The following is a 24,716-nucleotide window of genomic DNA, read 5'->3' on the forward strand; positions in this document are numbered from 1 at the left end:
ATGTCATCGAGATCCCGGCCGGCCGACATGCGTTTGATCGCAGCCTCAGCCTGCGCGCGGACGAGGTGACGATCCGCGGGGCCGGCATGGACAAGACGGTGCTCAGCTTCAAGGGACAGAAAGCCGGTGCCGAGGGCCTGCTGGTCAACGGCGACGACTTCACCATCGAGAACCTCACCATCGAGGACTCCAGGGGCGACGGCCTGAAGATCAGCGAGTCGTCCAACATCACCATCCGCGGCGTCAAGGTGCAATGGACGGGCGGACCCAGCACGAAGAACGGCGCCTACGGCATCTATCCGGTGCTGACGAAGAACGTGCTGATCGAAGACACGGTCTCCATCGGTGCATCCGATGCCGGCATCTACGTGGGCCAGTCGGACGGCGTGATCGTGCGCCGCAGCCGCGCGGAGCAGAACGTCGCGGGCATCGAGATCGAGAACACCATCAACGCCGACGTCTACGAGAACGTCGCCACTGGCAACACCGGCGGCATCCTGGTGTTCAACATGCCGGGCCTGTCGCAACAGGGCGGCAACATCCGCGTCTACGCCAACAAGGTGATCGCCAACAACCACGAGAACTTTGGTGCCAAGGGCACCCCCGTGGCCAGCGTGCCGGCGGGATCCGGCATCGTCATCAATTCCAACGACGACATTGAAGTGTTCGGCAACGAGATCCGCGACAACGCGACCGCCAACATCATCGTCTCCAGCGTGTACTCCACCGGCTACAAGGACAGCAGCGCGTCGCCGAACTTCGATCCTTATCCGGAGCGCATCCATGTCCATGGCAACACCCTGTCGGGTGGCGGCGACTCGCCGGACGGCTTCGACCTGAAGGCGCTGAAGGTGGCCACGTACGGCCTGCGCGGCAACTTCCCTGACGTGCTGTGGGATGGGTACTTCAACAAGGAGCGCGTGGTGGACGGGAAGAAGGTGGGTCCGCAGATCTGCCTGCGCGACGTCAATGGCGTGGTCAACGCGGACGGTCCCGGCGGATACAAGGCACCCAGCAAGGACGCGAAGATCCACGAGTGCGAACTGCCGCGCTTGCCGGCCGTCGACCTGAAACGCGGCTGAGACGACGCATGCGGTCGCGCACGGCGGCAGGGATGATCGTGCTGGTGGCCTGCATGGCGGTCGCCGCGTGCCGGCCGGCGCATCGCGTGCACTTCTTCGCCACAGGGCAGCCGGCGACGCTGGAGGAATGGGGCGTGGTGCGCATCGAGGACGGACGCCTGCGCCTCAACGAGGGCGTGGTGCCTTACGACCTCAGCACGCCGTTGTTCAGCGACTACGCCCACAAGCTGCGCACCGTCTGGATGCCGGCAGGCACGTCGGCCACCTACCAGGCCGAGCGGACCTTCGACTTCCCCGTCGGCACCATCCTCAGCAAGACGTTCTACTATCCGTTGCCGGAGGGAACGACATGGGACGGCACCTCGGTGGCGCGCACGCCGCCTGCACAGTCGTCCCTGCAGGGCGAGGCGCTGGACCTGGCCAAGGTGCGCCTGATCGAAACGCGCCTGCTGGTCCATCGGGCCGAAGGATGGGTGGCGCTGCCCTATGTCTGGAATGCGGCGCAGACCCAGGCCACGCTCAAGCGCACGGGCGACCTGGTGCCGCTTGCGCTGGTGGATGCGCAGGGTATGCGCGAAGCCGCCGACTACCAGGTCCCCGACCAGAACCAGTGCGGCGGTTGCCACATCACCGACAACAGGTCGCGCAAGCTGTTGCCGATCGGGCCGAAGGCACGACACCTGAACCGGGATTTCGACTACGCGGGCGGCACGGAGAACCAGTTGGCGCATCTCGTGCGTGTGGGCTATCTGACCGGCGTACCGGCCGCTCCCCCCCGGCTGGCCGATGCGATGGATCCGCAGGCATCGCTGGATGCGCGTGCGCGCGCCTACCTGGACATCAATTGCGGTCACTGCCACAGCGCCACCGGCCCGGCGATCACGTCCGGCCTGTGGCTGGACGCGCACACGCAGGACCGGTTGAAACTGGGCTTCTGCAAGCAGCCGATCGCGGCGGGCAAGGGCACGGGCAACCGGCGATACGACATCGTGCCGGGCCACGCCGCCGATTCCATCTTCGACTACAGGCTGGACAGCGACGACCCCGCGATCATGATGCCGGAGGTCGGGCGCTCGGTCGTCCATCGCGAAGGCGTGGCGCTGATCCGCRCCTGGATCGATGCGCAGTCCGGCAGTTGCGATACGGGGATGACTACGGGCAATGAAACACCGCCGGCCATCTGAGGCCGGTATCCGCACAACGTTTCCGGGAGGGCGTGATGAAAGTGATGCAACGGAATCTGGTGGTGGGGCTTCGGCGCGCGCTGTTCGGCGGCTGCGTGGCACTGGGTGCCAGCGGGACGGCGTGGGGGCAGGCGACGCCCGAGGGCGAACAGCAGGCCACCAATCTCGACACCATCACCGTCACCGCGCAAAGCCGACAGCAGGAGCTGCAGGACGTGCCGATCGCGCTGCAGGTCGTGGACCAGCAGCTCCTGGATGACGTCGCGGCGGAGAACCTGGGCGACATCGATGCGTTCGTGCCCGGCCTAGTGGTGGACGCCGCCCAGCCCACGCAGCCTTCGTTCCGCCTGCGCGGCGTGGAGACCAACGATTTCGGCATCGGTACCGATCCGGCGGTGGGCATCTTCGTCGACGGTGTCTACGGCGGCCGGGGCGGCGGCGTGCTGCTGCCATTCCTGGATGTCGAGCGCATCGAAGTGCTGAAGGGGCCGCAGGGCACGCTGTTCGGGCGCAATACCGCGGCAGGCGCGATCTCGCTGGTCACGCGGCGGCCGCAGGACGAAACTGAGGCGAGGCTGCGCTTGCGGCTGGGCAACTACGGCAAGCAGTACGCCGACGCGATGTGGAACATCCCGACCGGCGACACCTCGGCGCTGCGGGTCAACGCGCTGTTCAACCACAGCGACGGCTGGTTCCAGGATGGCACCACCGGCAAGGACCTGGGGGGCGAGAACGTCTGGGCGGCGCGCGCGGCATGGCAGGTGCGCGTTGGCGACAACACCACGGCCCTGCTGAGCTGGGACCACGAAAGCCTGGACCAGAATGGCCGCGTCACTACCGGCATCGTGCCGTTACCCGCGTACCCGCTGCGGCCGCCCGTACCCGTGGATCCGGACGACTACCTCGATCCCCGCGACGTGCCGACCTACAGCGACGCGGACAACGCCGAGTGGCGCACGTTCGATGGCGTCACCCTGATCGTCGACCACGCCTTCACCTGGGGCAACCTCACTTCGACCTCGTCATGGCGACAGTACGATGCGCTCAACCAGACCGAAGAGGACGGCACCAACCGCGCCGACCTGTACATCGATTCGGTGAACACCGAGAGCAACGAGACCTTCTACCAGGAGTTCAAGTTCGCCGGCAGCAATGCGCGGCTGGACTGGGTGGCCGGGGCCAGCTTCTTCAAGGAGGATGCGCGGCAGACCAGCGAAGTGAACACCAATACCGAAGCGGTCGACAATATCGTGCGCAATCTCGGCATCGCGCCGACGCCGGACGGCAGCCTGTTCGGTTTCACCTCTCTGCTGGCGCAGATGAGCGGTATACCGGTGTCGCTGGTGGGCGACCGCTGGAACGAGCGCTTCAACAACACCTTGTCGACCACGGCGTACGCGGCATTCGGCGACGTCATCTGGCGCGCGACCGACAGGCTCAACCTCACCTTCGGCCTGCGCTACACGCGCGACGAGAAGGACTTCACCTGGCTCAATACGCCCCGCAACGCGCCCGAGCTGGAAGCCAAGCTGGCCTTGCTGGAATCCCTGGGCTTCTTCGCCGCGCTGGGCCAGATGGGCATCCCGATCAGTCGAGAGACCCTCACGTTCGACATGGCCTTCATCGATCCGCCGGCGATGGTGAACAAGGGCGTGCTGGTACGCGACAAGCGCAGCTGGAGCGACGTCAGCCCGCGCTTCGTCGTCGACTACCACCTGGATGACCGCACCATGGTGTTCGGTTCGCTGGCGAAGGGCTACAAGGCGGGCGGCTTCAACGCGCTGCAGATCGGGCCCGCGTTCGAGAACGAGGACGTCTGGAACTTGGAAGCCGGCATCAAGCAGTCGTTCGGGCGCTTCGCCTGGAACGCGTCGCTGTTCCACTACCGCTACGACAACCGCCAGTCGGTGCGCCTGATCGATCCTGACCCGAACAATCCCGTCGACATCCCGCGCTTCGTGTTCGACACCGGCGACCTGGAAGCCACCGGCCTCGACGTGGACCTGCGCTGGAAGGTGACCGATGGCCTGACACTGGATGCGCAGGCGGAATGGATCGATTCCAAGTACAAGGATTACGTGACCCCGGAGGGCGTGGACCTGGACGGTGAGCCGACGGGCGAGCCGCGCTTCACCGCGTCACTGGGCGCGGCTTACCAGGTCGATCTGGCCGGCCATGGCGCGCTGCGCGTCTCCGCGCGGCATGCCTACCGCGGACGCAGCCGCTGCAACGCGGGCTCGGACCTGCAGGGCGATTGCGGCGTCAACGCGCTGCTCGACATCGGCGAGGCGCGTGATCGTACCGACGTGCGCATCGGCTGGACCGCGCCACAGGGTCACTGGAGTTGGGCGATCTACGGCAACAACGTCTTCGACAACCAGTATGTGAAAGGGCTGAATACCTATGGTCGCGGTCCGCTGGGGGTGGTAGGTGCCACCATCACCGAGCCACGCACGTACGGCATGGAAGTCGCCGTGAAGTTCTGATCCACGCGAAGACGCGGCGGGCACGATCCCCGGCATCGCGCGATGCCGGGGTTTTTGTTTTGCGTGGTTCCCGGCATCCTTGTGCGATGCCCGCACGTCGCGACACGCCGTCCATCGATCTCTCCGCCGAACCCCTCAGTCGCCTGCCCGGCGTCGGTCCGCGCGTGGCGGAGAAGCTCGCCGCGCGCGGGCTGCAGACGATGCAGGATCTGTGGCTGCACCTGCCGCTGCGCTATGAAGACCGCACGGCAATCACCCCGATACGCCTGCTGCAACCGGGCGTGCCGGCGCAGGTGGAAGGACGCGTCGAGGCCGTCGAACGTGGATTCCGGTATCGCCCGGTGCTGAGGGTGGCGGTGGGCGATGCATCGACCGGGTCGCTGGTGCTGCGTTTCTTCCACTTCCGCGCCGCCCAGGTCACGCAGTTCGCCGTGGGTGCGCGCATCCGGTGCTACGGCACGCCGAAGCCCGGCCAGCACGGGTTGGAGATCGTCCACCCGAGCTATCGGATCCTGGGCGACGACGATGACGCGGCGCTCGGCGACGCTCTGGATCCGGTCTATCCGGCCATCGAAGGGCTCGGACCGGCGAGCATCCGCAAGCTGGTCGGGCAGGCGCTGGAGCGGCTGCCGGACAACGCGCGCCTGGAGCTGTTGCCGGCCACGCTGCTCGACGGGCTCGGGTTGCCGTCGCTGCGCGAGGCGCTGCTCACCATGCATCGGCCGCCGCGCGATGCGGACGTCGCCGCGCTCGCCCTCGGTACGCATCCGGCGCAGCGACGCTTGGCGCTCGAGGAGCTGCTGGCTCACCACCTGAGCCTGCGCCGGCAGCGGCTGGCCCTGCAGCGGCACGGAGCACCGGCGCTGAAGGGCAAGGGCCGGCTGGTGAAAGCACTGCTGAAGGCGCTGCCCTTCACGCTGACCGGCGCACAACAGCGGGTATTCGCGCAGATCCGCGACGACATCGCCAAACCGTCGCCGATGCTGCGGCTGGTGCAGGGTGACGTAGGCAGCGGAAAGACCGTGGTCGCCGCGCTGGCCGGCATGCTGGCAGTGGAGTCGGGCAAGCAGGTGGCGCTGGCCGCGCCCACCGAGCTGCTGGCCGAGCAACACCTCGCCAACCTGCGCGCGTGGCTGGAACCGCTCGGCGTGCGCGTGGCCTGGCTGGCCGGCAAGGTCACCGGCAAGGCCCGCGCGACCGTGCTGGCACAGGTGGCGTCGGGCGAGGCGCAGGTGGTGGTCGGCACCCACGCCTTGATGCAGGAAGCCGTGACCTTCCACGACCTCGGCCTGGCCATCGTCGACGAGCAGCACCGGTTCGGTGTACACCAGCGTCTGGCACTTCGCGACAAGGGTGCGGGACACGAYCGCGTACCGCACCAGCTGGTGATGACCGCTACGCCAATTCCGCGCACGCTGGCGATGGCGGCCTATGCCGATCTGGATGTATCCGCCATCGACGAACTGCCCCCGGGACGCACGCCGGTGCAGACCGTGGCCTTGAGTGCCGAGCGCAGGCCCGAGCTGGTCGACCGCATCCGCACGGCGTGTGCGGAAGGACGACAGGCCTACTGGGTCTGCACTCTGATCGACGACAGTGACGAGGTGGTCGCGCAGGCGGCGCAGACGACCTTCGAGGCGTTGTCCTCCTCCTTGTCGGAGGCCCGCGTCGCCCTGGTGCACGGACGCATGAAGGCGTCGGACAAGCAGACGACGATGCGGCGCTTCAAGCAAGGCGAGATCGACCTGCTGGTCGCCACGACAGTGATCGAAGTCGGCGTCGACGTGCCCAATGCCTCGCTGATGATCATCGAGAACGCGGAGCGGCTGGGTCTCGCGCAGCTGCACCAGCTGCGTGGGCGGGTTGGTCGTGGCGCGACGGCATCGACCTGCGTGCTGATGTACCAGCCGCCACTGTCGATGATGGCCAAGCACCGGCTGGCGACGATGCGGGCCACCAACGATGGCTTCGTCATCGCCGAAAAGGACCTGGAGCTGCGCGGCCCGGGTGAGTTGCTGGGAACGCGGCAGACCGGGCTTGCCGCGTTCCGCGTCGCCGACCTCGCGCGCGATGCGAGCCTGCTGCCGCAGGTGCACGCACTGGCGGAACGTCTTCTGTCGGATGATCCTGCGGCGGCAGACCGCGTGATCCAGCGCTGGGTGGGTGGCGCGGCGCGATACGCCTCCGCGTGACTTGCGTAGAGCCGAGCTTGCTCGGCTGAACATGTTCGTCGCAGCGGAGCGAGCTCCGCCCTACAGGACCCGCCGTGCGCTTCCATGGCGTCGCCTGCAATGCGAGACTCGGCGACCTGAAAGACGAAGAGCAGAAGATGAGCGAAAAGATCCCCCTGCTGATCGACACCGATCCCGGCGTCGACGACGCGCTGGCCTTGTTGATGGCGTTCAACGATGCGCGCCACGACATCGTCGGCCTGACCATCGCGGCCGGCAACGTGGGCCTGCAGCACACCGTGCGCAATGCGCTGAAGCTGTGCGAAGTCGCGGGTCGCGACGATATCCCCGTGTTCGCGGGCGCGCCTGCGCCGCTGCTGCACCCGTCGCCGGATGCCGGTTACGTGCACGGACAGGACGGCTTCGGCGATGTGGGTTTCCCGCCCGCAGCGCGCCAGGCAGAAGCCGAGCACGCGGCGCTGGCCATCCTGCGGCTGTCGCATGAGCACGCGGGCCGACTGGTGCTGGTCGCACTCGGGCCGCTGACCAATGTCGCGCTCGCGCTCAAGCTGGACCCGACGCTGCCGCAGCGGATCGCCCGGTTCGTGGTGATGGGAGGGGCGGTGACCTGCCACGGCAACATTACGCCGGCCGCGGAGTTCAACTTCTATTTCGACCCCGAAGCTGCGCACCTAGTGCTGGAGGCGTTCGACCGCTACGACCTGGCCGACTGGGAGGCGACCATCGCCCATGGCCTGCACCACGAGCGCGTGGCCGCCTGGCTGCGCGCCGATTCCGCGCGCGCCCGGTTCTACGACCGCATCTCGGAGAAGACGCGCTCGTGGTCCGCCGACCGCCGCGGCGACCACTGGTTCGCCGCCGATGCCCTCGCCATGGCTTTCGTGCTGGCGCCGGAGGGCGCGCGGGAGCTGGCCCAACGGCCGCTCGCCATCGAGCTGCAGGGTGCCCACGCCCGGGGCGCCTCGATCGTGGATTGGCGCCGGGAGGGCGGGCAGCCCGACAAGGCCAATATCCTGCTGCGCYACGACCAGGACCGCTTCGAGGCCCTGATCGAGGCGGCACTGGCGGCCGGCTGAGGGGCGGGTTGCGCCGGGCAGGGAGGGCGGGCTAAAATGCCGCTCTTCCATTCCCGTGACACGGTGTTACCGCCATGAAGGCCGACATCCACCCGAATTACCGCGAAGTCGTCTTCCACGACGTGACCTCCGATTTCAAGTTCCTTACCCGCTCCACGCTGGGAAGCAAGGAAACGACGAAGTGGGAAGACGGCAACGAGTACCCGCTCATCAAGGTCGAAATCTCCTCGGCTTCGCATCCGTTCTACACGGGCAAGCACAAGGTCATCGACACCAGCGGCCGTATCGACAAGTTCCAGAAGCGCTACGCGCGCTGATCGAAACGTCGTTCGCCTGACCCGCTGCGGCCGCGCCTCGTGCGCGGCCGTKYGCGTTTGCGCGCACTGCATACGGCGCCATTCCGGAATGTTCGGTTGCGTCCGCCGCCTTAGTCTTTGGTCTGACTTTGGTGCGGTATCGAGCGACGGCTCCAGAGGGCGTGTGCGATAATTCGGGTCATCCAAGGTTCACTCCCTGGACTCCCGTCACGCGCCGTCCGGACCCCTGGCCGGCGTTACCCCACGAAGGAGCGCACACTGTGTCCGAACTTGACCAGGTCACGCTGAATGCCGGCGACAAATCCGTTGTCCTGCCCGTCCTGAAGCCCACGCTGGGCAACGACTGCGTCGACATTTCCAAGCTGACCAAGGAAACGGGTCTTTTCACCTACGACTCCGGTTTCACCGCCACCGCCAGCTGCAAGTCGGCCATCACCTACATCGATGGCGACAACGGCGTACTGCTGTACCGCGGCTACCCCATCGAGCAGCTGGCCAAGCATTCGAGCTTCCTGGAAGTCTCGTACCTGCTGATGAACGGCGAACTGCCGACCCCTCAGGAGTTCGCCAAGTTCGAACACGAGGTCACGCATCACACGATGATGCATGAGTCGCTGAAGAACTTCCTGCACGGCTTCCATTACGACGCGCACCCGATGGCCATGCTGGCCGGCACGGTTGCCTCGCTGTCGGCGTTCTACCACGACACGCTGGACCTGGAAGACCCGGAGCAGCGTCGCCTGGCCGCGATCCGCCTGCTGGCGAAGATGCCGACCCTGGCCGCCGCTGCCTATCGCTACTCGATCGGCTGGCCGATCCGCTATCCGCGCAACAACCTCGAGTACGTCGATCGCTTCCTGCACATGATGTTCGAGGTGCCGAGCGAGCCGCTGGAACTGAACCCGGTCGTCGCCAAGGCGCTGGACCTGCTGTTCATCCTGCACGCCGACCACGAGCAGAACGCCTCGACCTCGACGGTGCGCCTGGTCGGTTCGACCGGCGCCAATCCGTATGCGTCGGTCGCCGCCGGCATCACCGCCCTCTGGGGCCCGGCGCACGGCGGCGCCAACGAAGCCGTGCTGAAGATGCTGGAAGAGATCGGCACGCCGGACAAGGTCGAGACCGCCGTGGCGAAGGCCAAGGACAAGGAATCGGGCTTCCGCCTGATGGGCTTCGGCCACCGCGTGTACAAGAACTTCGACCCGCGCGCCAAGATCATCCGCGAGATGACCCACAAGGTGCTGGGCGAGCTGGGCGTCGACGATCCGCTGCTCGAAGTGGCGATGAAGCTGGAAGAGGCCGCGCTGAAGGACGAGTACTTCATCCAGCGCAAGCTCTACCCGAACGTTGACTTCTACAGCGGCATCATCTACAAGGCGCTGAAGATCCCGACCGAGATGTTCACCGTCATGTTCGCCATCGGCCGCACCGCGGGCTGGGTGTCGCACTGGCTGGAACAGCAGATCGATCCGGAAGCCAAGATCGGCCGTCCGCGCCAGATATACACCGGCTACGCGCCGCGCGACTACGTGCCGACCGGCAAGCGCTGATCGCGCAAGAAGCAAAAAGGCCCCGCAAGGGGCCTTTTCTTTTGGCATGGGGACGCAGGGCGTCGGCTCAGCGACGCGTGGCATCCCGTTCGTAGCCGGCGATGTCTTCTTCGATGAGCATCTGGCGCAGTTGCGCCGCGGATGCACGTCGCATGGGCTTCTCGTCGATGCTGGAGAGCGGCGCCTGGCGTAGCGCGTCGTGGGGCAGCACCGTCAGGTCGAAGCCCAGTTCCTCGGCGCTGAACACCCAGACCGGCAGGTCGGCCACGCGTTCCCGGTCGATGCGCAGCCGACGTTCGCGCGGCTCGGCGGGGATGCGATGCTCCTCCAGGAAACGCGTGACGGCATCCGGATCGTCGCTGTGGAGATGCATGTGCACGGGCGTGTTCCCGTCCGCCGTGCCCTCCAGCACGGGGCCGACGAGGCGGGGCGAGAAGTCGGCGAGGAACGCCATCGCGCGCAACGCAGCTTCGCGCCGCCGCCGCAGTCCCGCCACATGCGCTTCGCCAGCAAACAGGCGCTGGTACTCGCGCAGTGCGTCTTCGATTTCGCGATTGCGGGGCAGGGAAGCATCGTCGTGGATGCCCAGCCGGCTGGCGGCCTTGAGCTTGGCCTGGTGGTAGTCGCGGATGCCGCCCTCGGCCATCAGCCGGGCGGCCTCGTGCGCCAGTCGCTGGCGGCGTTCGCGAGTGCGGGTTTCGGCGTGTTGACGGGCGTGGTGCATGACAGGCCTCCGCGTCGAAACAGAGCCGAATGTACACCATGCTCCCGCGTTGGCGATGACGGCGCATGCGCGCCGTCAGGGAGCCTTCACGCCATGGCGTCAGAAGATGTCGAACGCCTCTTCATCCGGCACGGCGTCTTCCGGGCCGTACAGGTCGTAGTCCTGGATGCGCTCCATGTCCTCGACCTTGACCCATTCGGTCACGCCATTGAGCGTGGCCTGCACCATGCCCTCGGGCGGGTCGTTCGATGCGACCGGTGTGTCCTTCAGCGCCGCGCGCATGTATTCGATCCAGATCGGCAGCGCCGCCTTGCCGCCGTACTCGCGGTAGCCGAGCGACTGGAAGTTGTCGCGGCCCACCCATACCACGGTGGCGTACGTACCGCCGAAACCGCCGAACCAGGCGTCGCGGTGATCGTTGGTCGAGCCGGTCTTGCCGCCCACGTCCTCGCGCCCCAGCACCTTGGCTGCGGTGCCGGTCCCGCGCTGGACCACGTCGCGCATCATGGACACCAGCTGGTAGGCGGTGCGCTCATCGATCGCACGCGGTGCGGTGACCATGTTCGGGTCGGCCGGTTTCGGTTCGGGCTTGGCCTTCTGCGCTTCGACCGCTGCCGGCTTGGGGGCATCGGCAGGGCCGAAGTTGAAGCCATCCACCACTTGGGCGGCCGCCGCGCTGGCGCCGTGCTGGCCGCTGCCGCATCCGCGGCACGCGACGGCGGGGTTCTCCTTGAACACCACGTTGCCTTCGCGATCCTTGACCTGATCGATGAACCATGGCGTCACCCGCGAACCGCCGTTCGCGAACACCGCGTAGCCGCGCGCCACGGACAGGGGCGTCAGCGAGGCGGTGCCCAGCGACATTGACAGGTTGGGCGGCAGTTCTGCCTCTTCGAAGCCGAACTGGCTGATGTAGGTACGTGCGAACGGTACACCGATGCCGTCCAGCAGGCGCACCGACACGAGGTTGCGCGACTGCACGAGCGCCTCGCGCAGCCGCATCGGGCCGCGGAAGCCGCCGCCGTCGTTCTGGGGCCGCCACATGTGGCCGCGGCGGTCGCGGAACACCACCGGCGCATCCAGCACGATGGAGGCCGGATTGAAGCCCTTTTCGAACGCGGCGGCGTAGAGGAACGGCTTGAAGCTGGAGCCCGGCTGGCGGCGTGCCTGCGTGGCGCGGTTGAACTTGTTGCCGGCGAAGCTGTAACCGCCCACGAGTGCACGCAATGCACCCGTGTTGGCGTCGAGCGAGACGAGCGCGGCCTGCGCACGCGGGATCTGCTCGAGCGCGTAGCTGCCCTCTTCCTTGCCGGCCTTGATGCGCGTCAGGTCACCGCGCTTCAGCAGTCTGGCGGGCGAGCGGCCGGTCCACTTGCTGGCGGCGACGGGCAGGGTGATCTCGCGGCCATCGGCCATGACCACGGTCGCACTGCCGTCATCCGCGGTGCGGGCGACCACAACAGGAATGAGGCCGTTCTGTGCGGGAATGCCGCGCAGATGGGTAGCCAGCGTCGCGGCGTCCGCGTCGGCGGCCACGTCGACATGCTGTTCGACGCCGTTCCAGCCATGACGGCGGTCGTACAGGCCCAAGCCATCGCGGACGGCCTCGTTGGCGGCGGTCTGCAGCGCGGCATCGAGCGTGGTGGTGACGTGGTAACCCTTCGTCAACGCCTCGGGTCCGAAGCGCGCGATCATTTCCTGGCGCACCATCTCGGCCACGTAGGGGGCATTGACCTCGATCGGCCGCTCGTGCGGCTTGGCGTGCATCGGCTCGGCCTTCGCCTGCGCGGCCTCGGCGGCGGTCACGTAGCCGTCCTCGCGCATGCGCTCGACCACGTAGGCGCTGCGCTGCTGGTTGCGGCCGGGGTTGCTGATCGGATTGCCGCTGGACGGGAACTTGAGTGCGCTGACCAGGGTGGCGGTCTCGGCCAGGGTGAGCTGGTCCAGGGTCTTGCCGTAGTAGTACTCGGCGGCCGCGGCGACACCGTAGGAGCGGTTCCCGAAGAAGCTCTTGTTGAGGTACAGCTCCAGGATCTCGTCCTTGGTCAGCATCTCCTCGATGCGGAACGCCAGCATCATTTCCCGGATCTTGCGGCTGTAGCTCACCTCAGAGCTCAGGAAGAACTGCCGGGCGACCTGCTGGGTGATGGTGCTGCCGCCGGCCACGCGGCCTTCCTTGCGGCTGACGATCTGCCAGACCGCGCGGGCCACGCCGGTCGGGTCCACGCCCCGGTGCTCATAGAACTTGCTGTCTTCCGCAGCGATGAACGCGTGCTTCACCCGGGCCGGGACTTGGCCGATCTGCACGGGATAGCGGCGGATCTCGCCGTACAGGCCGATCAGGCGGCCGTCGTTGGCGTAGATGTAGAGCGGCTCCTGCAGTTCGACGTTCCGGAGGGACTGGACGTCCGGCWCCTTCGACGAGACCGTGTAGTACAGGACCCCCAGCCCGACCGCGCCGGCCAGGCCAAGTATCAGGAACGTGATGAGGGTCCAACGGAGAAGACGACGGAAACGGGACATCCAGTGCTTTCCGATTGCAGAATTCGTAGCGGCAGAGTATAGATGACCGCCGGGATCGCCACAGGTGATCCCATGGGGAACAGGGACTTGGGGAACAACCCTCGTGAAACGTGACAAGCCGCACAGCCACGTGATCGTCGGTTGCCAAGCGTAAAAACTTGGTTATTAATGTCGGCGCAAGTTGCGCCCAGTGCCCGTCGGAAGGGGAAAGACCGTGGGGCTAATCCCAAAAAGCCAGTCGCCGCTCATCGGCGTCGACATCAGTTCGACTGCGGTAAAGCTGCTGCAGCTCGCGCGCGTGGGCAACCGTTTCCGGGTTGAACACTATGCCGTCGAGCCGCTGCCGCCGAACGCCGTGGTCGAGAAGAACATCGTCGAAGTCGAGGCGGTCGGCGAGGCCATCCGCCGTGCCGTGAACCGTGCCGGCAGCAAGGCCAAGCACGCCGCGGCCGCGGTGTCCGGTTCCGCGGTGATCACCAAGATCATCCCGATGCCGGCCGACCTGGACGAGAGCGACCTGGAAGCCCAGGTGGAGCTCGAGGCCGTCAACTACATCCCGTATCCGATCGAGGAAGTGAACATCGACTTCGAGGTGCTGGGCCCGATGCCCAACAACCCGGAGATGGTGCAGGTCCTCCTCGCCGCCTCGCGCTCCGAGAACGTCGAGCTGCGCCAGTCCGCGCTCGAACTGGGCGGACTGACGGCGCGCGTCATGGATGTGGAAGCCTTCGCTGTCGAGAACGCGTTCGCGCTGATGGCGTCCGACCTGCCGATCCCGCAGGACGGTGTCGTGGCGCTGGTCGACATCGGCGCCACCATGACCACCCTCAACGTGCTCCGGCGCGGACGCAGCCTCTACAGCCGCGAGCAGGTCTTCGGCGGCAAGCAGCTGACCGATGAGGTCATGCGTCGCTACGGCCTGACGTACGAAGAGGCGGGCCTGGCCAAGCGCCAGGGTGGCCTGCCGGAAAGCTACGAAGTCGAAGTGCTGGAACCCTTCAAGGAGGCGACCGTCCAGCAGATCAGCCGCCTGTTGCAGTTCTTCTATGCCGGTAGCGAGTTCAACCGCGTCGACCAGATCGTGCTGGCCGGCGGTTGCGCCGCGCTGCCCGGCCTGCCGGAGATGGTCGAGGAGCAACTGGGCGTGCCGACCGTGGTCGCCAACCCGCTGGCGCAGATGACCCTCGGCCCGCGCGTGCAGGCGCATGCGCTGGCGCAGGATGCGCCCGCGCTGATGATCGCCACCGGCCTGGCTTTGAGGAGCTTCGACTGATGGCAAGAATCAACCTACTTCCATGGCGTGCCGAACGTCGTGTGCAGCGCCAGCGCGAGTTCTACGTCATGCTGGGCGCCGCCGCGATCGCCGGCCTGCTGCTCTCCTTCCTGTTGTGGTTCCACTACGACCGCCAGGTGTCCGGACAGACCGCGCGCAACGATTTCCTCAAGGACGAGATAGCGAAGGTCCAGGCACAGAACAAGGAAATCGAAAAGCTCGACGAGCAGAAGCGCCGCCTGCTGGCCCGCAAGGACGTCATCGAGAAGCTGCAGGCCAACCGCTCGCAGATGGTCCACCTGTTCGACTCGCTGGTCCGCACCATTCCCGATGGCGTGATGTTGTCCAACATCAAGCAGGAAGGCGAAGTGCTGACGCTGGAAGGTCGCGCGCAATCCAACGCGCGGGTCAGCGCCTACATGCGCAACCTCGAGACCTCCGGCTGGATGACCAAGCCCGAGCTGTCGATCATCGAAGCCAAGCCGGAAGAGTCCAAGACGCTGACCAACCCGGGAGCCGGCAGCGCGCTGCCTTACGTGTTCACGCTGCAGGTGCGGCTCGCCAACCCGACCGCCGAGCAGGAAGCCGAGACCGCCGCCGGCGGCGCATCGCCGGCCGCCCCGACTACCACGCCGGCACCGACCACCGCGCCGCTTGAAGGCCAGCCTGCCGCCCCTTCACCCGCGGCGCCACCTGCACCCGCAGCGCCGGCACCCTCCGCTCCTGCAGGCGATACCCCTCCGGCTTCCGGGAGCAACGCATGAGCCAGAAGACATCGCTCAAGAACCTGGACATCAACAACATCGGTGCCTGGCCGCAGAACGCCAAGATGGGCTTCTGCGTGGTGCTGGCGATCTTCATCCTTGCGCTCTCCTACTTCCTCTTCGTCAGGGGCAAGGCGCAAACCCTGGATTCGCTGGAACAGGAAGAAGTACGCCTGCGGCAGGATTTCGAGAAGGAGCAGGCCAAGGCCGCGAACCTGGAGCCGCTGAAGCAGCAACTGGCGCAGATGGAGCAGGTGCTGCAGCAGATGCTCCGCCARTTGCCCAGCAAGACGGAAATGCCGGACCTCATCATCGACATCTCGCAGACGGCGCTGTCCAGTGGCCTCACCAACGAGCTGTTTCAGCCGGAGCCGGAGACGCTTAAGGAGTTCTACGCCGAGAAGCCGATCCAGTTGCGCATGGTGGGCAACTACCACCAGTTCGGTGCCTTCGTCAGCGGCGTCGCTTCGTTGCCGCGCGTCGTCATCCTGACGATGCACGACATTTCGCTGCAGCCGAAGGAAGGCAAGGACGGGATCAATCGCGGCGCGCTCGAACTGTCGGGCACGGTCAAGACATATCGTTACCTCGACGAGACCGAGGTGGCGGAACAGGAGGCTGCGGCGGCTGAGGCAGCCAAGGCGGATGGAAAGAACAAGGCGGCCAAGGCAGGAGGGTCACCATGATGCGCGGCACCTGGCATTTCATGGTCCTCGCGGCCGTCCTGACGGCGTCGGGTTGCGCGCGGGGGGTCACCAGCACCCCCGGCGACGCGCCCAACCTGCAGAAATGGGTCGAAGACGTGCGTGCGCGTCCCGCGCCCCCGCTCGACCCGCTGCCTGTGATGCAGCAGTTCGAGACGTTCGAGTATGCCGCGCAGACGTTGCGGGATCCTTTCAGCAATGCGTGGAGCAACACCGATGGGGGCGGGCTGCGTCCCGACCCCAACCGGCGCAAGGAAACACTGGAGCAGTACCCGCTGGACAGCCTGGACATGGTCGGTACGATCGGCAAGGGGGCGGGTCTGGTGGCACTGGTGATGGGGCCCGACAAGGTCACCTACCGGGTACGTCCGGGGAACTACCTGGGCCAGAGCGATGGCCGGGTCACCTCGGTCCGCGAAGATGGCGTGGAACTTGTCGAACTAGTGCCGGATGGCGCGGGCGGTTGGCTGGAACGGCCGGCGTCCATCGCGCTTGAAGATCAATGATTGGGGGATACACGATGACCGCTACGAATGCCCACCGCCTGCGGCCGTCCCGGCGCCTGGCTACCTTCCGGGTCTGCTCTTTGGGGCTGGCCATCGGCCTGCTTGCCGCGGCAAGTGCGGCGGGTGCCGTCTCGCCGACGGCGCAGGCCACGTCCCCCGTCGCCGTTACCCAGCCCGCGTCTGCGGTGTCGGTGTCGAACATCGATTTCCGCCGGGGTGAGGACGGGGCCGGTCGCCTTGTCATCAAGTTCGATGGCCAGGGGGCGACGCCCGACCTTCGCAACCAGGGCGATAGCGTAGTCGTGAACGTCGGCAACGCGACGCTGCCTGCATCCCTGCAGCGAGCGCTGAACGTCACCGACTTCGCCACGCCCGTGCAGCGCGTCGATGCGCAGAGCAAGGGAGCGGGCACGCAGCTGGTGCTCAGCACGCGCGGCAACTTCGAGTCCCTGGCTTACCAGACCGGCAACGAATACGTCGTCGAGATCGTGCCCAGCGCGGGTCAGAAGGCAATGGGAGCCCCGGGCGCTGTCGGCGGTACCAGTGCCTCGGCGGTTGTCGCAGCGGCGCAGCGGGTGGCAGCCGAGGCCCGTCGTTACAGCGGTCGCCCCGTCACCTTCAACTTCCAGGACGTCCCGGTGCGGACGGTACTGCAGCTGATCGCGGAAGAGTCCAACCTCAACATCGTTGCGTCGGATACCGTACAGGGCAACGTCACGCTGCGCTTGGTCAACGTACCGTGGGACCAGGCGTTGGACATCGTCCTGCGGGCGAAAGGCCTGGACAAACGCCGTGACGGCGCGGTCGTCTGGGTTGCGCCGCAGCCCGAGCTGGCCAAGTTCGAGCAGGACAAGGAAGACGCCCGCATCGCGATCGAGAATCGCGAGGACATGGTCACGGATTACGTCCAGATCAACTACCACAGCGCCGCCGCGATCTTCAAGGCACTGACCGAGGCCAAGGGCATCGGCAACCAGGGCAACAGCGGCAGTGGCGGGGGTGGCAATGGCGGGCGCGACCAGGAGAACGGCTTCCTGTCGCCGCGCGGTCGCATCGTCGCTGACGAACGCACCAACATGCTGATGATCAGCGACATTCCGAAGAAGGTCGCGCAGATGCGCGAGCTGATTTCGACGATCGACCGTCCCGTCGATCAGGTTCTGATCGAAGGTCGCATCGTGATCGCAACCGACACGTTTGCCCGCGACCTGGGCGCACGCTTCGGTATCAATGCCCGCCGTACTGGCGATCGCACGCAGATCATCGGCGGCAACATCACCGACAATGTGAACGTGGGCAACGGTGATGACCGCATCCTGCCGCGTGATCTGAATGTCAATCTGCCGGCGGGCGGATTCACCCAGTCGGCCGCCGGAGCGATCGCGTACACGCTTCTGGGTCGCAACTTCGACCTGGACCTCGAACTGTCCGCCATGCAGGAAGAAGGTCGCGGCGAAGTCATCTCGAACCCGCGCCTGGTGACCGCCAACCAGCGCGAGGGCGTCATCCGCCAAGGCAAGGAGGTCGGTTATGTCACGATCACGGCCGGCCAGGGTGGCGTAGCCACGCCGAACGTGCAGTTCAAGGAGGCGTTGCTGGAGATGAAGGTGATGCCCACCATCACCAACGACAACCGCGTCTTCCTTAATCTCAACGTCAAGAAGGACGAAGTGAACCGCTACATCACGCTGGAAGGCTACGGCAGCGTGCCGGAGTTGGACAAGCGCGAGATCAACACGGCGGTCCTGGTGGAAGATGGCCAGACCGTGGTGATCGGCGGCGTGTACGAGTTCACCGATCGCAGCAGCGTCTCCAAGGTGCCGTTCCTGGGCGACATCCCCTTCCTGGGCAACCTGTTCAAGAAGAAGGGCCGCAGCAAGCAGAAGGCAGAGTTGCTGATCTTCATCACCCCGAAGGTGTTGTCGGTCAACAAGCGCTGATCCCTCGTTCTGCACGGATCGGAAAAGGGCCGCGGAAGCGGCCCTTCTTCGTTCTGATCCGTCGAACCGCCGCGAACTTCCGCTGAATCCGCTTCGGTACCGGCAGCGGGGTCGGGGAACCCGCGTGGCAGACTGTGGGTCCCACACGCACCCTCCGCCATCCAACGCTCATGGACCTCCCGTCTCCCCCCGGATTGTTCGATCGCTTCGTTACCCTGCGCGACGACCTCTCGCAGGCCATCGTCGGCCAGGCCGCGCTGGTGGAGCGCCTGCTGATCGCCTTGTTGGCGGACGGTCACCTGCTGGTCGAGGGCGCCCCGGGACTGGCGAAGACCACCGCGATCCGCGCGCTGGCGTCGCGGTTGCATGCGGACTTCGCCCGCGTGCAGTTCACCCCGGATCTGCTGCCGGCGGACCTGACGGGGACGGAAGTGTGGCGGCCGCAGGAGGCGCGCTTCGAATTCCAGGCCGGGCCGATCTTCCATCCCCTCCTGCTGGCCGATGAGATCAACCGCGCGCCCGCGAAGGTGCAGTCCGCGCTGCTTGAGGCGATGGGCGAGCGCCAGGTGACCGTGGGTCGGCACACGTACCCGCTGCCGGCCCTGTTCCTGGTGATGGCGACCCAGAACCCGATCGAGCAGGAGGGCACCTTCCCGTTGCCGGAGGCGCAGCTTGACCGGTTCCTGATGCACGTGAAGATCGGATATCCCGAGGCCGCGGCCGAAGCGGAAATCCTGCGCTTGGCGCGTGACCGGGCGCGTGAGCAGATGCAGTCGGTGCACGCGGCGGTCGAGCGCATGCCGCTGGATGATGTCTTCCAAGCGCGCGCGCAGGTACTCGACCTGCATCTGGCGCCGGCGCTCGAGCGCTATCTGATCGAACTGGTGCTCGCCTCGCGCGACGCCTCCCGCTACGACGCTACGCTGGCGCGGCGCATCGCCTGGGGCGCGAGTCCCCGCGGTTCCATCGCGCTCGAACGGTGCGCGCGCGCGCGCGCGTGGTTGTCGGGTCGCGACTACGTCACGCCCGACGACATCCGTGCGATCGCACCGGACGTGCTGCGTCATCGCGTGCTGCCGAGCTACGAGGCGACCGCGGAGGGCTGGGACGGCGATCGCCTGGTGAAGGCGTTGCTCGACGCGGTTCCGTTGCCCTGAGCCCGGGATTCCACTCGCGCGTGTCCTGCCGATGAACGAAGGCATCCTGCCCACCCTGGCCGAGTTGATCGCGCTGCGTGCGAGCGCGCAGCGTCGCCCGCCCGCCCGGCGGGGCCGGCATTCGGTGAGTGGCCCGTCGGCCTCGCCGATGCGGGGTCGTGGCATGGAGTATGCGGAGTCGCGCGAGTATGTCGCGGGCGACGACGTGCGCCACATCGACTGGCGCTTGACCGCGCGCAGCGGCCGTACCCACACCAAGCTGTTCCAGGCCGAACGCGAACGGCTGACGCTGATCGTGGCCGATACCTCGCCGCTGCTCTATTTCGGTACGCGAACACGCTTCAAGTCCGTGCAGGCGGCGCGCGCTGGCGCAGTCGCGGCGTGGCAGGCTGCGCGCGACGGGGATCGCCTCGCCATCCTCCGCGGCAGCCTGGCGGAAGCGCCCGTTCCGCCGGCGTCCGGCACGCGCGGTGCGCTGCGCGTGCTCGATGCGTTGGTGCGCTGGTATGCCGCGCCGCCGCCCGATGATCTCGGGCTCGCCTTCGCGCTGGACCACGCCGCACGGCTGCTGCGGCCCGGCTCACGGTTACTGGTGCTGGCCGATCCGCACAGCCTGGCGTCCATTCCGGAATCGCGCTGGCCTGCGCTGGCCGCTCACCACGATGTCGTCGTCCTGTTGCTGACCGATCCGCTCGAAACGGCGCCGCCTTCCCGGCGCCTGCCGTTCGTCGTGGGCCACCAGCGCGTGGAGCTCGACCTGGCCAGCCCGTCGCAACGCGAGGCTTGGCGCATGGAGTTCCAGCAGCCTCTGGAGCGCGCGCTGGATCGCCTGCCTGCACGTGGCGTCCAGGTGCGCACGCTGTCGACCGATGCACCCAGCGACGCCTGGCTGGCGGCGCTGGGCCGCGCCCAGCCGCAGGTGGCATGACCATGGGATTGGCAACGCTGGTGCTGCGTGATGTCCATGTACCGGCTTCGCCGCCGTGGTGGCCGCTGGCGCCGGGATGGTGGCTGGTCGCGGGCGTCGTCGCCTTGCTGGTGGCGGGTGTTGTTGCATGGCGTTGGCATCGACGTCGCACGCGGCAGGCTTGGCTGCGCTGGTTCGACGCCGCGATCGCAGGCGGCTCGCCCGCAGAGCAGGTCGCCGCCATGTCCGAGCGGCTGCGCCGGGCCGCACGACGGTGTGATCCGTCTGCCGATCGCCTGCAGGGTGATGCGTGGCTGGCGTTCCTCGACGGTACGCAGGGCCGTGCGTTTTCGCAGGGGCCGGGTCGCCTGCTGCTCGAGGGGGGCTTCCGTCGCGAGGTGGCGCCTGCGGAACTGTCGGCCGCGACGGACGTGGCGCGCAAGCGATTCCTCGATTTGATGGCGGGCCGGCGATGAGCGCGTCTCTGCCGGTGCTGCAGTGGCTGCAGGATGGGTACGCGGGCTTCGCGTGGCCGTGGCTGTGGCTGGCGTTTCCGTTGCCGTGGCTGGTGCGCTGGCTGCTGCCGGCGCGGCAGACCCAGACCGATGGGCTGAAGGTGCCGTACGGGCCCGCGGTGCAGGCGATCGCCCGGCAGGGAGGGCGTGGTCTGCCAAAGCGCGCGGCTGCGCTGGCGTGGCTGGCGTGGTTCCTGCTGTGCGCCGCCGCTGCACGACCCCAGCAGTTCGGCGACGCCGTGACGCCCCCGGTGAGTGGACGCGACCTGATGCTCGCGGTCGATTTGTCCGGCAGCATGACCGAGCCGGACATGGAGCTGGGCGGCGCCGTCGTCGATCGCCTGACGGCTGCCAAGGCCGTGCTTGCGGATTTCCTCGATCGACGCGACGGCGACCGCGTCGGCCTGCTGGTCTTCGGCCAGCGGGCGTATGCCATGACGCCGCTGACGCGCGACCTGCAGACGGTGCGCGACCAATTGCGCGATGCCGTCGCGGGCCTCGCCGGTCGCGAAACCGCCATCGGCGATGCCATCGCACTCGCCGTGCGCCGCCTGCGCACGCAGCAGGATGGCCAGCGCGTGCTGATCCTGCTCACCGACGGCGTCAACTCCGCCGGCGTGCTGACGCCCGCCAAAGCCGCGGAACTGGCAAAGGAAGAGCGCGTGCGCATCCATACCATCGCCTTTGGTGGCGATGGCGGCATCAGCGTGTTCGGCATCCCCTTGCCGATGCCGGCGAGTTCGGCCGAGGCCATCGATGAAGCCACCCTGCGCGATGTCGCCTCGCAGACCGGCGGGCGCTTCTTCCGCGCGCGCGATACGCGCGAGCTGGCAGGCATCTACGCCGAACTGGACCGGCTGGAGCCGGTGGAGCAGCCGGGCAGGGCGGTGCGCCCACGCATCGAGCGCTACGCGTGGCCGCTCGCCGCGGCGTTGCTGGTGTCGCTGCTCGCGTTCGTGCTGCCGCGGAGGCATGCATGAGCATGGACTGGACGGCGTTGCACTTCCTCCGTCCCCACTGGTTGTGGGCACTGACGGCATTGCCCGTGTTGATGTGGGCCTGGCGCGTGCAGCGACAGCGCCGCAGTGCATGGCGGGGGCATGTCGATGCGCACCTCCTGCCGCACCTGCTGGTGCAGGGCAGCGTGCGGGTACGCGCTGGCCTGGCGGTGGCAAGCATCGCCTACGTACTGGCGGTACTGGCGCTGGCGGGCCCGAGTTGGCGCCAGGTCGACCAACCCCTCTGGCAGGTGCAGCGGCCTCTGGTGGTCGTGCTCGATCTTTCCAGCCGTACCACCGCGAGCGATCTGCCGCCATCGCGAGTGTTGCAGGCGCGGGCAAAGCTCGGACAGATCCTGGCTGCGCGCGCGGGAAGCCCCGTCGCGCTGGTCGCCTATGCCGACGACGCGTTCACCGTAGCGCCGCTGACCGACGACGTGGCCAACATCGGCCTGTTCCTCGACGACCTGTCGCCGGACATCATGCCGGTGGATGGGCAGCGCACCGACCGTGGCATCGCGTGGGCCGCCCGCTTGATGACGCAGGCGGATGTCCGGGGCGGCGACATCCTGGTGCTTACCGATCGCGCGGACGCAGAAGCGACGGCCGCCGCCGCCGCCGCGCACGCGCAGGGCCACACCGTCTCCGTACTGGGATTGGGCACGGCATCCGGCGCCGCCTACCGCGGCGGCGACGGTGTGATCGGGCGCGCGGCGCTGGATGCGACATCGCTGCGTCGCCTCGCCCGCGATGGCGGCGGTCGTTACGCGACGCTCACCACCGACGAGGCCGACATCGCCGCGCTGGCACTGCGGTCCCCGCGCATGGCGGAGCAAGGCGGCGCGTCGTCCGGCGTCGGCAAGGCGTGGCGTGACGAAGGCTACTGGTTGCTGGTTCCGCTGATGGCGCTCGCGTTGCTGGGGTTCCGCCGCGGCGCGCCCCTGGTCTTGTTGGGTGCGTTGTGGCTGCCGATGGCGCAACCCGCATCGGCCGCCGGCCTGGACTGGTGGCAGCGCAGCGACCAGGCCGAACACGCGCGCCTGGTGCACGGCGCCGACGCCTATCGGAAAGGCGATTACGTCGCCGCTGAAAAGGCGTTCAGCGGCATCTCCTCGGCGGAGGGTTGGTACAACCTCGGCAATGCGTTGGCGAAGCAGCAACGGTACGACGACGCCATCGCCGCCTACGATCGTGCGCTGCGCGCGAGGCCGGGCATGCCCGATGCGGTGGCGAACCGGGCCGCGGTCGATGCGGCCCGCAAGCGCCCGCCGTCCCCTCGAGACAACGACGGGAAGTCTGGGCAGCAGGGTGCGGGCCAGCAGGGCTCCCAAGGATCGCAAGGCCCGGCCAACGCAGGTGCGGATGCGCCCGACAAGCCCTCGCGCTCTTCCTCTTCGGGGGCGACGTCGACGCAGCAAGCAAAGGCGCCACCGGCTGGACGCCCCTCTTCCGAAGCACCTCCCGCATCGCCTCCCGATGCCGCCACGCAGTCCGCCGCTGATGCGGCACAACGCGAGCGCATGCGCCAGGCGATGTCGCAAGCGGCGGCACAGCGCGCCGGACCGCCCGGTGGGGACACGCCCGCCGCGCAGGTCGAATCCGCGGAAGCGCGCGAACGCCGGCAAGCGGTCGACGCATGGTTGAAACGCGTGCCGGACGAACCCGGCTCGCTGCTGAAGGCGAAGTTCCGGCTCGAACAGGAACGCCGCCAGAGAGAAGGACGATGAGATACCGGGCGTGGTTGTGGATGTGCCTGTTGGTGGCGTGGCCGCTGTCCTCGCTGGCGGCCACGCGCGCGTGGCTGGAACAGTCGCAAGTGGCGTTGGGGCAAACGGTGACCTTGAACGTGGAGACCGATGCGGTGTCCGCCACGCCGGACCTGACGCCACTGATGCGCGACTTCAACGTGGAAGGCCAGTCGGACAGTCGCAGCGTGCGCTGGGTGAACGGACGCATGGGCAGCAGCACCACCTTCGCGCTCACCCYGCGACCGCGCCGCGCGGGCTCGCTCGCGATTCCCGCCCTTCAGGTGGGCAACGACCGTACCGCACCGCTGGTGCTGGAGGTGACGGCTACGCCGACCGCGAGTGCCGCCGCCAACGGGCTGGTGTTCGTCGAAACCGAGATCGACGACGCGGATCCCTACGTGCAGCAGTCGGTCGGCATCACGGTGCGGCTGTTCTACGCCACGCCGCTGTCCGGCGAGCTGGATCTCGATCCTCCCGACGGCGCCCTGCTGCAACGCGTGGGCGAGATCGTGCAATCCAGCCGCGAGATCGATGGGCGGCGCTACAGCACGGCCGAGCGCAGGTACTTGCTCGTGCCCGAGCGCAGCGGCCCCCTGACCCTGCCTGGCGCGCGCTTTCGCGGAAGGACGGCGGGCGGCTGGATGGACGACCTGTTCGGCGGCAGCGGCCGCGACGTCAACATCACAGGATCGCCGCGCACGCTGCAGGTACGGCCGCAACCTGCCACCGCGCCGCAACCCTGGCTGCCCGTGCGCGACGTGCGCCTGCGCTATACCGCGGTGCCCGAGCAGCTGCGCGCCGGCGAGGCCGCGACGCTGGCGATCGAAGCCACGGTCGTCGGCGCCACGCAGGCGCAGCTGCCGGAATTCCCCGCACCGGCGGTGCCGGGCGCACAGGTCCTTGCCGAGCCGCCGCAGTACGACGAGACCTTCGTCGGTGGAACGCCGCAGGTGAAGCTGACGCGGCGCTACTCCCTCGTCCCGGCCCGGCCCGGTGCGCTCGCCGTGCCGGGAATGGCGATGGCGTGGTGGGACGTGCGCGCGGGAACGGCGAAGCGCGCGACGCTTCCC

General features: G+C 67.6%; 20 protein-coding genes. 18 read left to right on the forward strand and 2 right to left on the reverse strand.

Translation table 11 applies throughout. The features are described from left to right. From AC04L7_RS00265 to AC04L7_RS00295, 7 genes are all read left to right on the forward strand, one after another. Positions 1 to 1,082 (forward strand): parallel beta-helix domain-containing protein (locus AC04L7_RS00265; RefSeq protein ID WP_475512352.1); only part of this gene is annotated, 1,082 nt, incomplete at its 5' end. 8 nt (positions 1,083 to 1,090) lie between these two features. Then, positions 1,091 to 2,266 carry an SO2930 family diheme c-type cytochrome gene (locus AC04L7_RS00270; RefSeq protein ID WP_475512353.1) on the forward strand — a complete coding sequence of 392 codons (1,176 nt, stop codon included), beginning with the start codon at positions 1,091 to 1,093 and terminating at the stop codon, positions 2,264 to 2,266. Between the two features lie 35 nt (positions 2,267 to 2,301). Beyond that, positions 2,302 to 4,752 carry a TonB-dependent receptor gene (locus AC04L7_RS00275; RefSeq protein WP_436000260.1) on the forward strand — a complete coding sequence of 817 codons (2,451 nt, stop codon included), beginning with the start codon at positions 2,302 to 2,304 and terminating at the stop codon, positions 4,750 to 4,752. A gap of 86 nt (positions 4,753 to 4,838) precedes the next feature. Continuing rightward, positions 4,839 to 6,944 (forward strand): ATP-dependent DNA helicase RecG, encoded by a 2,106-nt coding sequence (gene recG, locus AC04L7_RS00280; RefSeq protein WP_436000258.1) that lies wholly within the window; start codon positions 4,839 to 4,841, stop codon positions 6,942 to 6,944. Positions 6,945 to 7,081: 137 nt separating this feature from the next. Next, entirely contained in the window at positions 7,082 to 8,020 is a 939-nt protein-coding gene (locus tag AC04L7_RS00285) for a nucleoside hydrolase (protein WP_475512356.1), read from the forward strand. A 74-nt stretch (positions 8,021 to 8,094) separates the two neighbouring features. Next, positions 8,095 to 8,337, forward strand: coding sequence for a type B 50S ribosomal protein L31 (locus AC04L7_RS00290; RefSeq protein WP_162336762.1), 243 nt, complete (start codon positions 8,095 to 8,097; stop codon positions 8,335 to 8,337). A gap of 260 nt (positions 8,338 to 8,597) precedes the next feature. Next, positions 8,598 to 9,887: a citrate synthase gene (locus tag AC04L7_RS00295; protein WP_299346621.1), complete on the forward strand. Its 1,290-nt coding sequence runs from the start codon at positions 8,598 to 8,600 to the stop codon at positions 9,885 to 9,887. 67 nt (positions 9,888 to 9,954) lie between these two features. Here AC04L7_RS00295 and AC04L7_RS00300 read toward each other — a convergent pair whose 3' ends face one another. Together AC04L7_RS00300 and AC04L7_RS00305 are read right to left on the reverse strand one after the other, a co-directional pair. Next, positions 9,955 to 10,611, reverse strand: a complete 657-nt coding sequence (locus tag AC04L7_RS00300) for a hypothetical protein (RefSeq protein WP_436000254.1) — start codon at positions 10,609 to 10,611, stop codon at positions 9,955 to 9,957. Between the two features lie 99 nt (positions 10,612 to 10,710). Further along, positions 10,711 to 13,134: a penicillin-binding protein 1A gene (locus AC04L7_RS00305; protein WP_475512354.1), complete on the reverse strand. Its 2,424-nt coding sequence runs from the start codon at positions 13,132 to 13,134 to the stop codon at positions 10,711 to 10,713. A 214-nt stretch (positions 13,135 to 13,348) separates the two neighbouring features. Between AC04L7_RS00305 and AC04L7_RS00310 the strand changes: the two genes are divergently transcribed. The 11 genes from AC04L7_RS00310 to AC04L7_RS00360 form a co-directional block, all read left to right on the forward strand. Next, a complete protein-coding gene (locus AC04L7_RS00310; RefSeq protein WP_436000250.1) occupies positions 13,349 to 14,407 on the forward strand; it encodes a pilus assembly protein PilM in 1,059 nt (352 codons plus the stop codon). Continuing rightward, entirely contained in the window at positions 14,407 to 15,171 is a 765-nt protein-coding gene (locus tag AC04L7_RS00315) for a PilN domain-containing protein (protein ID WP_436000248.1), read from the forward strand. The genes AC04L7_RS00310 and AC04L7_RS00315 overlap by 1 nt, the downstream gene beginning before the upstream one ends. Next, positions 15,168 to 15,857, forward strand: coding sequence for a type IV pilus inner membrane component PilO (locus AC04L7_RS00320; protein WP_299346609.1), 690 nt, complete (start codon positions 15,168 to 15,170; stop codon positions 15,855 to 15,857). The genes AC04L7_RS00315 and AC04L7_RS00320 overlap by 4 nt, the downstream gene beginning before the upstream one ends. Beyond that, positions 15,854 to 16,381, forward strand: a complete 528-nt coding sequence (locus AC04L7_RS00325; RefSeq protein ID WP_436000246.1) for a pilus assembly protein PilP — start codon at positions 15,854 to 15,856, stop codon at positions 16,379 to 16,381. Before AC04L7_RS00320 ends, AC04L7_RS00325 begins: the two co-directional genes overlap by 4 nt. A gap of 14 nt (positions 16,382 to 16,395) precedes the next feature. Next, positions 16,396 to 18,321 carry a type IV pilus secretin PilQ gene (locus tag AC04L7_RS00330; RefSeq protein WP_299346606.1) on the forward strand — a complete coding sequence of 642 codons (1,926 nt, stop codon included), beginning with the start codon at positions 16,396 to 16,398 and terminating at the stop codon, positions 18,319 to 18,321. Between the two features lie 170 nt (positions 18,322 to 18,491). Continuing rightward, positions 18,492 to 19,478: an AAA family ATPase gene (locus AC04L7_RS00335; RefSeq protein ID WP_436000245.1), complete on the forward strand. Its 987-nt coding sequence runs from the start codon at positions 18,492 to 18,494 to the stop codon at positions 19,476 to 19,478. A 31-nt stretch (positions 19,479 to 19,509) separates the two neighbouring features. Further along, complete coding sequence (locus AC04L7_RS00340; protein WP_436000243.1) at positions 19,510 to 20,406, forward strand: DUF58 domain-containing protein; 897 nt, start codon at positions 19,510 to 19,512, stop codon at positions 20,404 to 20,406. A 2-nt stretch (positions 20,407 to 20,408) separates the two neighbouring features. Beyond that, on the forward strand, positions 20,409 to 20,861 hold the full coding sequence (locus AC04L7_RS00345) for a DUF4381 domain-containing protein (protein WP_436001095.1): 453 nt from the start codon (positions 20,409 to 20,411) through the stop codon (positions 20,859 to 20,861). Next, positions 20,858 to 21,880 carry a vWA domain-containing protein gene (locus AC04L7_RS00350; protein ID WP_296278557.1) on the forward strand — a complete coding sequence of 341 codons (1,023 nt, stop codon included), beginning with the start codon at positions 20,858 to 20,860 and terminating at the stop codon, positions 21,878 to 21,880. Before AC04L7_RS00345 ends, AC04L7_RS00350 begins: the two co-directional genes overlap by 4 nt. After that, positions 21,877 to 23,625, forward strand: coding sequence for a vWA domain-containing protein (locus AC04L7_RS00355; RefSeq protein WP_436000240.1), 1,749 nt, complete (start codon positions 21,877 to 21,879; stop codon positions 23,623 to 23,625). Before AC04L7_RS00350 ends, AC04L7_RS00355 begins: the two co-directional genes overlap by 4 nt. Then, a partial coding sequence (locus AC04L7_RS00360; protein ID WP_475512355.1) for a BatD family protein occupies positions 23,622 to 24,716 on the forward strand: 1,095 nt, incomplete at its 3' end. The genes AC04L7_RS00355 and AC04L7_RS00360, both read left to right, overlap by 4 nt.

It is taken from the genome of Pseudoxanthomonas sp. LjRoot204_2 (assembly GCF_056175765.1).